Origin of the sequence: Shinella yambaruensis (assembly GCF_050859155.1) — a bacterium.
GTDB classification, from domain to species: domain Bacteria; phylum Pseudomonadota; class Alphaproteobacteria; order Rhizobiales; family Rhizobiaceae; genus Shinella; species Shinella yambaruensis.
On record NZ_CP150639.1, the window covers coordinates 434,275 to 446,748 of the forward strand.

Annotated in this window: 9 protein-coding genes; 2 read left to right on the forward strand and 7 right to left on the reverse strand. The window is 67.2% G+C overall.

Features of this window, described 5'->3' with window-relative positions; all coding sequences use genetic code 11:
- Window positions 1–51: 51 nt before the first annotated feature.
- The 7 genes from WMC41_RS24370 to WMC41_RS24400 all read right to left on the reverse strand — a co-directional run bounded on the left by WMC41_RS24370 (window position 52) and on the right by WMC41_RS24400 (window position 10,324).
- Window positions 52–1,929, reverse strand: coding sequence for a methyltransferase domain-containing protein (locus tag WMC41_RS24370; RefSeq protein ID WP_432348470.1), 1,878 nt, complete (start codon window positions 1,927–1,929; stop codon window positions 52–54).
- 8 nt (window positions 1,930–1,937) lie between these two features.
- Window positions 1,938–4,157: a glycosyltransferase gene (locus WMC41_RS24375; RefSeq protein ID WP_432348472.1), complete on the reverse strand. Its 2,220-nt coding sequence runs from the start codon at window positions 4,155–4,157 to the stop codon at window positions 1,938–1,940.
- Window positions 4,154–4,594, reverse strand: coding sequence for a hypothetical protein (locus WMC41_RS24380; RefSeq protein WP_432348474.1), 441 nt, complete (start codon window positions 4,592–4,594; stop codon window positions 4,154–4,156). Before WMC41_RS24380 ends, WMC41_RS24375 begins: the two co-directional genes overlap by 4 nt.
- A 115-nt stretch (window positions 4,595–4,709) precedes the next feature.
- A complete protein-coding gene (locus WMC41_RS24385; protein WP_432348476.1) occupies window positions 4,710–6,386 on the reverse strand; it encodes a heparinase II/III domain-containing protein in 1,677 nt (558 codons plus the stop codon).
- A 414-nt stretch (window positions 6,387–6,800) separates the two neighbouring features.
- The gene (gene araH, locus WMC41_RS24390) at window positions 6,801–7,751 is read right to left on the reverse strand and encodes an L-arabinose ABC transporter permease AraH (protein ID WP_432348478.1); all 951 of its coding nucleotides are present in this window, start codon (window positions 7,749–7,751) and stop codon (window positions 6,801–6,803) included.
- The gene (gene araG / locus WMC41_RS24395; protein ID WP_432348480.1) at window positions 7,748–9,262 is read right to left on the reverse strand and encodes an L-arabinose ABC transporter ATP-binding protein AraG; all 1,515 of its coding nucleotides are present in this window, start codon (window positions 9,260–9,262) and stop codon (window positions 7,748–7,750) included. Before araG ends, araH begins: the two co-directional genes overlap by 4 nt.
- A gap of 78 nt (window positions 9,263–9,340) precedes the next feature.
- Window positions 9,341–10,324, reverse strand: a complete 984-nt coding sequence (locus tag WMC41_RS24400; protein WP_432348482.1) for an arabinose ABC transporter substrate-binding protein — start codon at window positions 10,322–10,324, stop codon at window positions 9,341–9,343.
- A gap of 191 nt (window positions 10,325–10,515) precedes the next feature.
- Here WMC41_RS24400 and WMC41_RS24405 point away from each other — a divergent pair, with 191 nt between their 5' ends.
- Both WMC41_RS24405 and dgoD read left to right on the forward strand, forming a co-directional pair.
- Window positions 10,516–11,286 carry a FadR/GntR family transcriptional regulator gene (locus WMC41_RS24405; protein ID WP_432348483.1) on the forward strand — a complete coding sequence of 257 codons (771 nt, stop codon included), beginning with the start codon at window positions 10,516–10,518 and terminating at the stop codon, window positions 11,284–11,286.
- A gap of 35 nt (window positions 11,287–11,321) precedes the next feature.
- Window positions 11,322–12,470 carry a galactonate dehydratase gene (gene dgoD / locus WMC41_RS24410; RefSeq protein ID WP_244768269.1) on the forward strand — a complete coding sequence of 383 codons (1,149 nt, stop codon included), beginning with the start codon at window positions 11,322–11,324 and terminating at the stop codon, window positions 12,468–12,470.
- The last annotated feature ends 4 nt before the right edge of the window (window positions 12,471–12,474 follow it).

Genomic DNA, 12,474 nt, shown 5'->3' on the forward strand with positions numbered 1-12,474 from the left:
CTAGCATAGTCCCGCGGCCCGATCCTGGACAAGACGGGATATAGCCCGGTGTTATTCTGCGCGGCCTTCGTCAAAACTGCCTTCCAGCATGCGTGCCAGCGTTTCCGCGCCGTTCCGCCAGCCGCCATCGGCGCCGGCGATGGCGGCACATGCGGCGGTAAGGCCCGCGCGGATGTCGGGGCGGAGCAAACGGTCGAGGGCGGCGGCGCGCTGCGTCTCACCGTCTTCGACCCGGTGCAAGAGGGCGGCGCCGTGCGCCTGTGCCCAACGCGCCCGGTCGACCTGCCGGTCCATGTCCGGGCTTTCGTCCGGCACGAAAAGGGTCGGGATGCCGCCGGCGATGGTCTCGTGAAAAGTGTTGTAGCTCGCGCGCACGATCGCCGCGTCCCAGGCGAGGCTTGCGGCATAGGCCGGGTGGAGCGTGACCCGGTGGTGCCGGGCGGGATGGCGAGGGGTGGCGCTTCCGGTCAGCGGCGACTGCAGCTCCACCACATGCAGGTCCGGCCGGGCGAGAAGATCGTCCAGCAGGCGGGCGTGAAGGCGCGCGAGGTCTGGATTGGCGGAGCGGGAAAGGTCGAGGAGGATGACGGTCGCCTCCTGCGGCAGGCCGAGCGCCTGCCGGGCCGCCGCGCGTTCCAGCCGCTCGGACGGGTCGATCAGCAGCATCGGCGGCACCAGCCGGGTCTTCGCCCGGTCTGCCACGGTCGGCCCGCCGTCGCATTCGCCGGCATAGTCGCCCGGCTCGATGACGATGGGGAAATGTGCCCCGGCGCCGATATAGCCGGCATGGTGGGCCGGCCACATGCCGCGCCGGATCCAGACGGCCTGCACGCCGCTATGCTCGCCAAGGGCCTTGATCACCCCGTCGAAGACGAAGTTGACGTCGTAGACGAGGGTGGTCGCGTGATAGGCTTCGAGCAGCAGGCCGATTTCCGCGGCGAGACGGTCGTTCCAGGCGGCGGGTTCCTCGCCCGTCAGGCCGTGGTGCGGCACGAAATGCACGGGAAAGCCGAGATCGCGCACGATGGCGGCACTGTAGCTCATGGTCAGGAAGGCGGATGGGCGGTGCTTCAGCCGGCGCGCGACGGCGAGCTGGCGCGTGAGGTGGCCCTGGCCGATGCCGTTTGCCGAGACGAACAGCACGCCGTCGGGGCGAGGGGGACGGGGGACGGGGCTTGCAGGTTGCACTGCCGGGGTCGGGGCCTCCAGGGCCTGCCCGTCCCCCTGACTTTCGATGAGGAAGACGGCATTGTTGTTGAAGCCGCGCCAGGCCGCTTCCGGCACGTTGATGGCCAGGAGCCGCTCTGCCGGAACGAGGCGGGTCGCGTCATAGTCCGCCGGCAGCGGCAGGACCGAGCCGAGCGTGGCGGCGAGATCCCCCGGCGAGAAGATGCGCATGTGATCCGCCTGGCCGAAGCGCGCCGTCCGCTCGGTGCCGGTGTGTTCGTCCAGCGCCTCGCGGAAGCCGCCTTCGAGGAAAGGGATGCTGAAGATGTGCAGGCCGCCGGGCTTCACCAGCCGGTGGAGACCGGCGGCGACGGCGCGGTAGTCGCAGGCGACATGTTCGAGCACATGGTTGTGCAGGACGATGTCGAAGGAGGCCGGCGCGAGGGTCGGAAGATCGCGGCAGAGATCGAGGCGGGCGACGGCGAAGGGGAACTGGCCCGGGTCGATGTCTGCGCCGAGATAGCGGCTGCCGAAGCGGCTTCGGAAAAGGGTGGCGAGGCATTCCTCGGGGGCGAGGTGCAGGATGCGGCGGTTTCCCGACAGGAGGCCCCGCAGGCGCAGCACCTCGAAGATCAGCCGGTGACGCTCCAGCGAGCCGCACCCCTCGCAGCGCACGTTCTGGCGCAGGAAGGCGCTGTCCTTCTCGCCATAGGTATCCCCGAAGACCGAACTGCCGCAGATGTTGCAGGTTGGCCGGGCCACCGTCGTCCTCACAGGCTGCCGAGTTTGGTGATGTCCCAGTCGGTCCGGACGATGCGGGCATGGTCCTCGACATAGCGGGCAATGTCCCGCGCGCCATTGGTCCAGGCGATCGACCGGCAGCGGCGCACGACGCTCTCCCGCTCGACGGGGTCCAGCAGGCGCTCCACATGGGCCGCGACGAAGCCGAGGTCGTAGTCGCGGCGCATCAGCCAGCCGCGGCCGGTGAGTTCCGCCCAGCGGGCGCGGCTCGCCTGCAGGTCCATCTCGTCGGCCTCGTTGGGCACGAACAGCGTCGGGATCGCGCCGAGCACCTGTTCGTGGAACGTGTTGTAGCCCGCCGCCGTGATCGCCGCGTCGAAGGCGTTGCTGAAGCGGAAGCTCGGGAAGAGCTCGACGACCCGGTGCCGCTCGCCCAGCCTTTCGAGGCCGGCGGCCTCGGGCGTGATCGGCGAGCGGATTTCGAGCGCGATCGTGTCGGGGCGGCGCAGCACTTCGGCAAGCAGCGCGCCGCGCACCTCCCGCATGTCGAAATTGGCGCCCGAGCCGAGCTGGAAGGCGACGACGGTCATGCCCTCGGGCAGGTCGAGGGCGGCGCGCGCGCTTTCGCGCGCCATGCGCTCGGCCGGATCGAGATGCAGGACCGGCGGCACAAGGAAGGTTTCCTTGCGGCAGGCCGCCGTCGGGCCATGGTCGAAGGTCTCCGCCAATTCGCCGGGCTCGATCACCGCATCGAAGCGGTCAGAGAAGTCGAGGAACACCCGGTGGCATTCCCGCCAGAGCGGCCGGCGCACCCAGATTTTGAAGATATCGGGAAACGCGCCGAGCGCCCGGGTGACACCCTCGAAGACCGCCGTCGCATCATAGGCGAAGACCGCGGGGCGCAGATGGGCGATGAGCTCGAACAGCTCCTCGGCAAGGCAGTTGTTCCAGTCCTCGGGATCGGCGTCGAGGATGCGGTGGTGCGGCAGGAAATGCGCCTGGTAGCCCTGCTGCACGGCGGCCTTCATGGAATAGGACATGGTGGCGAAGACCGGCGTCAGGCCTGGCGGCAGCCGCTGCGCGATGGCGAGCTGCTGGGCGAGGTGCCCGACGCCGATGCCGTTGCTGGAGGCGAAGAGCACGTTGCGTTGCGGCAGGGCGGGGAAAAGCCCGCCGCCCTGGGGTGCAGCCTCGTCCGGTGCCGCCATGATGCGGGCGAGGCGATCGGCGTAGATCGCCGCGTCGTGGTTGTTCTCGACGAAGCGGCGGGCCTGTTCGCTTTGTGACCGGTAGCGCTCCGGGTCGCTTACGAAGCCGTCGATGAGGCGCTCGACATCGGCCGGCTCGCCATAGACCGCGGCCCTGCCGAACAGCAGCGCGAAATGCGGGGGCAGGATGACGACGAGGCCGGTCGCGAGCGCTTCGAGGATCGTCCGCCCGAAGGCCTCCGACCAGGCCGGATCGTGGAAATAGACGTAGAAATCGAGCGTGCCGAGGAAGGCCGGGACATCGTCCCAGGTGAAGGGCACCAGCTCCCAGTTGGGCGGGATCGTGCCGTATTTTTCCGCAAGGAAGGCATCGGCGCCGAGCGCGCGCACGCGAAACCGCGCGCCGTCTGCCGGATAGGCGAGCAGCACCTCCTCGGCGGTCGGCCATTTCAGCGGGTCGGGGCGTGAATGCCGCCCGATGACGACGGGATAGGCGGGCTGGCGGGCCGGTTTGGCCGCCCAGTCGTCGAGGTCGATGAGATTGCCCCAGTCCTCTTCCAGCATGTGCGCATAGGGCGGCAGGCGGCGTGGAAGGCTGTCGCGCACGACGGTGCTGACCGGCGCCAGGAACACGTCGCTGCCGAAGGCGTCGCAGGCATGGGCGACGACGCGGTCGAGATCGTATTGCCGGCGGCCGTATCCGTCATACATCGGGTGGTGCAGCACGACCAGCAGCCTGTCGGCGGTGATCGACAGCGGGCGCGTCGGGCGGTTCTCGATGATCGTCGGATGGTGGATCAGCACGAGGCGGGCATGAAGGCGCATGTCGGGGTCGATGCGCTCGGTCAGTCCCTCGTCGATCAGGCGCCGCAGGTCCGGATGCATGGGGAAGGGCAGGCCGAGCAGCGGCCCCTTGATGGCGAGCAGCCCCGTGCGCAGGCCCGCCCGCGCCGCCGTGCGGATTTCCACGGCGAGCGCCGTCGAGGTTCCTCCCTCGAAGCGCACATCCGCGACGAAGAGGACGTCGAGGGCCGTGCTCATCGATCGGTCCGCGCCGTCATCGGGGGCGCTGCGGCAAGGAAGACGTCGATGTTCTGGCCGTAGCCGATGACATGCACCGGCTGCCATTTCGACACGAGGAGGCGCCAGCGCTTGGCGAGATAGGCGTTCCAGGAGATCTCGGCGGCATGCAGCTTCTGCTCGAGGGCGGAGGGCAGGTATTCGAAGATGGCGTTCCTGTCGCGGAACCGCATGAAGTCGAGGCTGTCGGTGAGATAGACGATCCTGTGCTTCTTGCCGAAGCGGCGGGCGGTCACGTCGATGATCTCGTCGATCTGCTCTGCCTCGATGCCGATGAGCGTGACGATGATCGTGGTAAGCGCGGGTTGCGAGGCGTAGATGGCGAGGGTTTGCTCCGGCGCATCGTCCGGTGCGGCGGGCTTAGGGCCGCGTTGCGGCAACCAGCCGAAAATCCCCATTTCGCCTCCCCTCTCGATCCCCCGGGCGGGCCTGAAAGCGCCTTTGGATCAAGGCTATTGCCGGGATCGGGGACTGTCAACGAAGGGGCGGGCGGAAAATGCGGGAGGCGAGGGATCAGGCGTCGAGCGGCCAGTCGGCGATGGCGGCGGGGCGCCATCGCGAAGGCCGGCCGGCGGCGAACCGGACGATGACGGATTGCGTTCCGGCGGCCGCGGGCACGCAGAAGAACAGCCGGCCGAAGGCGGCGTTGCTGCTTTCTCCGTCGGGGGAGGGGGCGGGCTCGAACGACCAGGCGAGGCCGTCCGGCGCCAGGATCTCCGCCGTCACCGCCGCGCCGTCGAGGGTGAGGAGGGCGCCGGGGCCGTCGAGCGCCGCCGCGGCTTCGGTGAAGAGCTGCCAGGTGCTCGCCGGGGTGGCAGTGTCCTCCTCTCCAAACTCGTCGACGATGAAGACCGTGTCGGTGCCCTCCAGAACGGCACCCCGGCGCCAGCCGACCGGCCATCCGTCATCGCTGACCGCATAAGCGGCAAAACGGCGGTCGCCTTCCCGTCCCGTGCCGAGGAGCCTCGCAAGGGCTGCGGTCGATTGCGGCGCGCCATCGATAAGCAGGGTGCTGTGGGCCGCGGCCTGTGTGCGGAAGTAGCCGAACCGCCTCCCGGGCTCGAAATAGCCCGGGAGGGCGTAGTTTTCCCGGCCGAGCTCGCTGACGAAACGCCGGCCGGCCATTTCCAGCACGAAGGTGCCGAGGTCGAGATGGGCGTGGTTGACGTCGTTGCGCCCGCCCTTCAGCACCAGCCAGGTCGTGCCCGCGCGCAGCACGGCAAGGCCTGCCGGCTCATAGGCGGACGGTGCGTCGTCGGGCGTCGGCGGCTCCGTCTCCAGCGCGCACCACAGGAGGTCGAAAGGGTGCGGGTCGCCGGGCGCGGCGTGCTGCCAGGCCATGGCCGCTGCCTCGCCCGCGCGGCCGGCGAGCCAGCCGAGCACGGGCGCGCGGCGCGGCCGTTCCGTCGCATCGCCGAAATTGAACACGCGGCCGCTCGGGCCGGTGAGGTCGCGGCCGTATCGCCAGGTGCGCGCGAGCGCGGCGGGCACCTCCGACCCAGGCCCTATATCCTCGAGAAGGGCGTGGGCGAACACCGCGTAGCGGACGGCATATTCCCAGTAGTCCGGGCCCTCGTCATAACCGCCATCGGCGCCGAAGGCGGAAAGCCCGTGCCGCAGCGCGGGTATAAAACAGGCCAGGGCGTCGCGCGCGAGAGGATGGCCGGTGCCGGCCATCGCGGCGGCGCCGGCGATCATACCGGTGCAGCAGACGATGTTCCAGTTGTTGTTGGCCGTCATCCAGGGCACGCCGGCCGCGGCGGCGGCAAGGCCGGGGGAAAGCCCCTTTTCGATGATCGCCGCGGCGATCGTGTCGTGCTCCGTGCGGATGAGCAGCGGGCGGGTCCAGCAAAGGCCGAGCGCCATGCCGGTCGTCATCTCGGCGGTGTCGAGGAAATGCGGGGGGTTCCAATCGGCAAAGGCGGCGGCGTTCAGAAGCTCGCGGATCGCCCGCCGGCGAAAGGCACTGCCGCCGACCAGGCAATCGGCAACGGCCAGCGTCGCGATGCGGTCGAACAGCTTGCGGCTTGTCGGAAGGATGACGTCGCGTCCGTCTTCCCGCTCCAGTTCAAGCAGGGGAGAGGCATGGATGTCCCCGGCGACCCGCAGGACCGCCTCGGCATAGCGACTTCCGGCAGCGGAGGACCGGGCCGAAGACCGGATCTGTCCCGCATCCAGGGATAGGATCAATAGTTCCTGTTCCTGGCGCCGCGCGTGGCGCTCGACGTATCGATCTGCGTCTTCTTGGCGACCTTGCAGGGCACTTGCTTGCCCTTGACAGTACAGACCGTGGGCTTGCCTGAACTCGTCTCGCAGCCACTCAGTAACACAGCCGCCGACAGGAGAGCCGCGAGGGAAGTCCACTTTGCTACTACGAACCTGGTCATGGCCGTGTCCACCCGAAATTAGCAAGTCTGCATGGAAAGCGACAAGCCGGGCAAAGTCAATATCTCCTCTGCCCAAAACAGGGTCTTTCGCACGGCCATGTGGCGTGTCGGCAGGCAAAGCCGGTCCGGCAGAACATTCGATCGGATGTTTTGCCTGTTTGCGGTTCGCAAAGCCGCCCTCCGGGGCGCGAATCGCCCGGGCGGCGGCCTGCCCGGACTAGGCGCGCCGGCCGGCGGCGGCCGAGCGCAGGTTGTCGAGCAGCACGGCGAGCAGCAGGATCAGGCCGCGCACGACATATTGGTAGAAGGCCTGGATGTTGAGGAGGTTCATGACGTTCTCCGCAATGCCCATGATCAGCACCCCGACGATGACGCCCGTCATCGCCGCCCGCCCGCCGGCCAGCGACACGCCGCCGAGCACGCAGGCCGAGATGACCGAGAGTTCGAGGCCCGTCGCGGCATTCGGCTGGCCGGAGGTGATGCGCGAGGCCAGCAGCACGCCGGCGACGGCGCAGACGAGGCCTTGCAGCGCGAAGATCCAGATGCGCATGTTGGAGACGTTGACGCCGGCAAGGCGCGAGGCTTCCGGATTGCCGCCGATCGCCAGCGTGTTCTTGCCGAAGACGGTGCGGTTCAGCACGAAGCCGAAGATGATGAAGAAGACGGCCATGACCCAGATCGGCGTCGGGATGCCAAGGAATTTCGACAAGGCGAGCTGGTAGAAGCCCGGGTCGTTGATGCCGACGGCGCGGCCGTCCGAGGCGATCAGCGCGAAGCCGCGCACGATCTGCATGGTGGCGAGCGTCGTGATCAGCGCGTTGATGCGGAAGCGGGCGATCACCACGCCGTTGACGAGGCCGACGCCGCCGCCGCAGATCAGCGCCGCGATGAGGCCGACGAGGATAGAGCCCGAGGCGTTGGACGCCATGACGGCGACCATGCCGGAAAAGGCGACGGTGGAGCCGACCGACAGGTCGAAGTCACGCGAGGCGAGGCAGAACATCATCGTGCAGGCGACGATGCCGATGGTGACGACCGACTGCAGGAGGCCGAGCATGTTGCGCTCGGTCAGGAAGTTGGGCACCGTCAGGGCCACGATGGCGAAGGCGACGGCGAAGATGACGACCAGACCCTGTTCGCCGAGGAGGAGTTTTTTCAAGGACGTCATCGGGACTTGACCTGCTGGTTGGGAACGTCGGGAAGGGCGGCGGCGAGGATGCGGCGCTCGTCGAAATCGGCCCGCTCGATATCCGCGGCGACGCGGCCCTCGCACATGACCATGATGCGGTCGGTGATGCCCATCACCTCGGGCAGTTCGCTGGAGATGACGACGATCGCCATGCCCTGTCCGGCGAGTTCATAGAGGATCTCGTAGATTTCCGACTTGGCGCCGACATCGATGCCGCGCGTCGGCTCGTCGATGATGAGGACCTTGACGCCCTGCTCGGACAGCCAGCGGCCGAGAATGACCTTCTGCTGGTTGCCGCCGGAAAGGTTGACGATCTCCTGCTTGCGGGAGGGCGTGCGCACGCGCAGCCTGGCGATGAAGCGGTCGGCAAGCTCGGCCTCCTTCTTCGGCTGGAGGATGCCGAAGGGGGAGAAATGCCGGCGCGAGGAGATCGCCATGTTCTCCTCGATGTTGCGGCCTTGCACGATGCCGTCGAACTTGCGGTCCTCCGGGCAGAGCACGATGCCGGACCGGATCGATTGCGGCGGGCTGTCCGGGGCGACGGCCTTGCCGTCGACGCTCACCGTGCCCTGCGAGCGGCTGTCCGCGCCATAGACGAGGCGCGCCATCTCGCTGCGGCCGGCGCCGATGAGGCCGAAGAAGCCGAGGATTTCGCCCTGGCGCACCGAAAAGCTGATCGGCGTGCGCAGCTTGCGGCCGGCGAGGTCCTTCACCTCCAGCCGCACGGCGCCGCGCTCGCGGGGGCGGAAACCCCAGATATTGGCGATCTCGCGACCGACCATTTCGGAAATGATCTGGTCGCGCGTCACCTTGGATATGTCAGGATGGTGGGCGGCTAGCTTGCCGTCGCGCAATACGGTGAGGCTGTCGCACAGGCGAAAAATCTCGTCGAGGCGGTGCGAGACGTAGAGGATGATCTTGCCTTCGGCGCGCAGGCGATCGATCAGCGCGAAAAGAATCTCGCTTTCGCGCGAGGAGAGCGAGGAGGTCGGTTCGTCGAGCGCGATGACGCGCGCATCGGCCATCACGGCCTTGGCGATCTCGACCATCTGGCGCTCGCCGATCGACAGCGAGGCGACCTTGGCGGCCGGATCAATGTCGATGCCGATATCGTCAAGCTTTTGCTTCACCACGCCGACGAGACGCGTGCGGTCGATGATGCCGGCCTTGCCGGGGAAGCGGCCGAGCCAAAGGTTCTCGGTGACCGTCAGCTCGGGCACGAGCTGCAGTTCCTGGTGGATGACGATGACGCCCGCCTCGAAGGCGTCGCGCACCGAGCGATAGTGCTGCGCCTTGCGGTCGATCAGGATCTCGCCGGTGTCGGCGGACTGGTCGCCCGAGAGCACGCGGATGAGGGTCGACTTGCCGGCGCCGTTTTCACCCATCAGGCCGTGCACGGCGCCCTTCTTCACGCAGAAGGAAACGTCGGCCAGCGCCTGCACGCCGGGATATCCCTTGGATATCGCGTTGAATTGAAGAAAGTCCTGCATCTCTCCACCCCGAAAGAAGGCCCGGCGGCCCAAAGCCTTCAACTGCGCCGCCGGGCTGACGTCATCCTGGGAGGATGATTATTCGATGCCGAGGTCCTTGCGTACCTGCTCGTAATTGTCGCGCAGGGCGACCTGGCCGGCCGTCAGGATGAGCTTTTCCGGTTCCTTGCCGTTGGCGACCCACTCGAACATGTTGAGCGCGGTCTCGTAGCCATGGCGCTTCGGCGAGATGATCACGGTGCCGAAGAAGCCGGTTGCCGCGGGCTTGTTGAACTCGTTGATCGCCGAATCCGCACCGCCGATGCCGACGCCGATCACGCTGTCGGCGGCAATGCCGACGCTTTCGGTGGCGCGCACCGCGCCGAGCACGGCTTCGTCATTGAGGCCGACGGCGACCCAGTGCTTGATGCCGGCATTCTTGTTGAGCACGACGGTGGAGGCGTTGAGCGCCGCTTCCGTATCGGTCTTGGCCTGCGGGGCGTCGAAGATGTTGGCTTCCGGGAAGCCGGCGGCCTTCAGCACGGAGAGCGCGCCTTCGACGCGGTCGACGGCGGTCGGCAGCTGGTCGTAGGACACGCGGATCGCGCCGACGTCCTTCATGTCCCAGCCGCGCTTCTTGATTTCCGCGACGATGGTCTCGCCGACGGCCTCGCCGATCTTGGTGGCCGAGATGCCCATATGCGGCACGTCTTCGATCGGGCTGCCATCGGCGTTGACCAGGCGGTCGTCGACGGTCATCAGCTTGAGGTCGTTGGCGGCCGCCTTTGCGACGATGCCCGGGCCGAGCTTCACGTCCGGCGTGCAGATGATGAAGCCCTGGGCGCCCTGCGCGCCGAGATTGTCGATGGCCGACTGGACCTTCTCGCCGTCCTCGGCGCCGATCTTGACGAGGGTGAAGCCCTTTTCCTTGGCGGCGACGTCGGCGAACTTCCATTCGTCCTGGAACCACGGCTCTTCCGGCTGCTTCACGATGAAGCCGATCTTCACGTCGGCGGCAAAGGCGGAGGTTGCGGCGAATACGGCGACGGTGCCAGCCAGGATGGCTGCTTTGATAAAGCCCATGTCTCTCTCCCAAGTTAACTGCGCCTGCAGTGTGGCTTGGTGTAGTGTCTTTCATCATATCCGTCAATTGTCTTTGTATGATGAATGAAATATCAGTGTATGATAGTAGCATCGGGACGATGCGAAGCGGGCCGTCGCCATCGGGCGCGAAACGGGCTATGCATCGCGGACGGAATGGGTGGAGAATGATCGTGCAGGAACAGGACGGGCGCGCGGGCGTGGTCGATGGCGAGGGCGAGGGCGGCGTACGGCGCCCCCGGGTACAGAAGAACGTCACGCGGGCGATCGCCTCGGATATCTGCGCCGACGTCTTCCCTATCGGCGGTTTCCTGCCGACGGAAAACGAGCTGTGCCTGCGCTACGGCGTCAGCCGCACCGTCATCCGCGAATCGCTGAAGATCCTCGAATCCAAGGGTCTGGTGCGCGGGCGCTCCCGGGTGGGCACGCTCGTCTGCCCCAAGGAGGAGTGGAACATCCTCGACCAGCAGGTGCTGGAATGGATCGGCCCGCGCATCTTCGAGTTCGATCTTCTCACCTGCGTGCTCGATGCGCGCCGCGCCATCGAGCCCTTTGCCGCCGAATTCGCCGCCGAGCGCGCGACCGTGCAGGACGTGGCGGAAATCGAGCGGGCCTGGGAGCGCATGCGCGACGCGGAGAGCGATCTCGATACCTTCTCGCAGGCGGACTTCGCCTTCCATGCCGCCCTGCTGAAGGCCAGCCACAACCAGGTCTTCATGCAGCTCGCCAGCATCATCCAGGCGGCGCTCGAATTCTCGCTGCATGCCTCCGCCGAAGCCGCGGATGCCCGGGACGAGGCGCTGGAAATCCACAAGCGCCTCGTGGACGCGCTGCGCATGCGCGACAAGGCGGCGGCGCGCGAATGTTCGCACCGCATGCTCGATCTTGCCGCGCGCGATCTTGCCATCGCCGTCAAGAACCATCCGGCGCCGGCCGGCGCCTGACCTCATTCCCTTTCCTGTTCCCAGACGAGTGTCCCATGAAGATCACGAAGCTCACGACCTATATTGTTCCGCCGCGCTGGCTGTTTCTGAAGGTTGAGACGGACGAGGGCATCGTCGGCTGGGGCGAGCCGGTGGTGGAGGGCCGTGCGCTGACGGTGGAGGCGGCCGTGCACGAGCTTGCGGACTATCTCGTCGGCAAGGATCCGCTGCTCATCGAGGATCATTGGCAGGTTATGTACCGCGCCGGCTTCTATCGCGGCGGCGCCGTGCACATGTCGGCGCTCGCCGGCATCGACCAGGCGCTCTGGGACATCAAGGGCAAGGCCTATGGCCAGCCCGTCCATGCCCTGCTCGGCGGCCAGGTGCGCGACAGGATCAAGGTCTATTCCTGGATCGGCGGCGACCGGCCCTCCGACGTCGCCAACAATGCCCGCGAAGTCGTTTCCCGCGGCTTCAAGGCGATCAAGCTCAACGGCTGCGAGGAGATGCAGATCGTCGACAGCTGGGACAAGGTGGAGAAGGCGGTGGAGACCGTCGCCGTCATCCGCGAGGCGATCGGCCCGCATGTCGGCATCGGCGTCGACTTCCACGGCCGCGTGCACCGGCCGATGGCCAAGGTCCTGGCGAAGGAGCTCCAGCCCTACAACCTGATGTTCATCGAGGAGCCGGTGCTGTCGGAGAACCGCGAGGCGTTGAAGGAGATCGCCAACCATTGCGCGACGCCGATCGCGCTCGGCGAGCGGCTCTATTCGCGCTGGGACTTCAAGTCGGTGCTGTCGGACGGTTATGTCGACATTCTCCAGCCGGACCTTTCGCATGCGGGCGGCATCACGGAATGCCGCAAGATCGCGGCGATGGCGGAGGCCTATGACGTGGCGCTGGCGCCGCATTGCCCGCTGGGTCCGATCGCGCTTGCGGCCTGCCTGCAGGTGGACGCGGTGTCGCACAATGCCTTCATCCAGGAGCAGAGCCTCGGCATCCACTACAACACGGGCAACGACATCCTCGACTACATCTCCAACAAGGCGGTGTTCCACTATGCCGACGGCTTCGTGTCGATCCCGCAGGGACCGGGCCTCGGGGTGGAGGTGGACGAGCAATACGTCATCGAGCGGGCAAAGGAGGGCCACCGCTGGCGCAACCCCGTCTGGCGCCATGAAGACGGCAGCGTGGCAGAGTGGTGAGGAG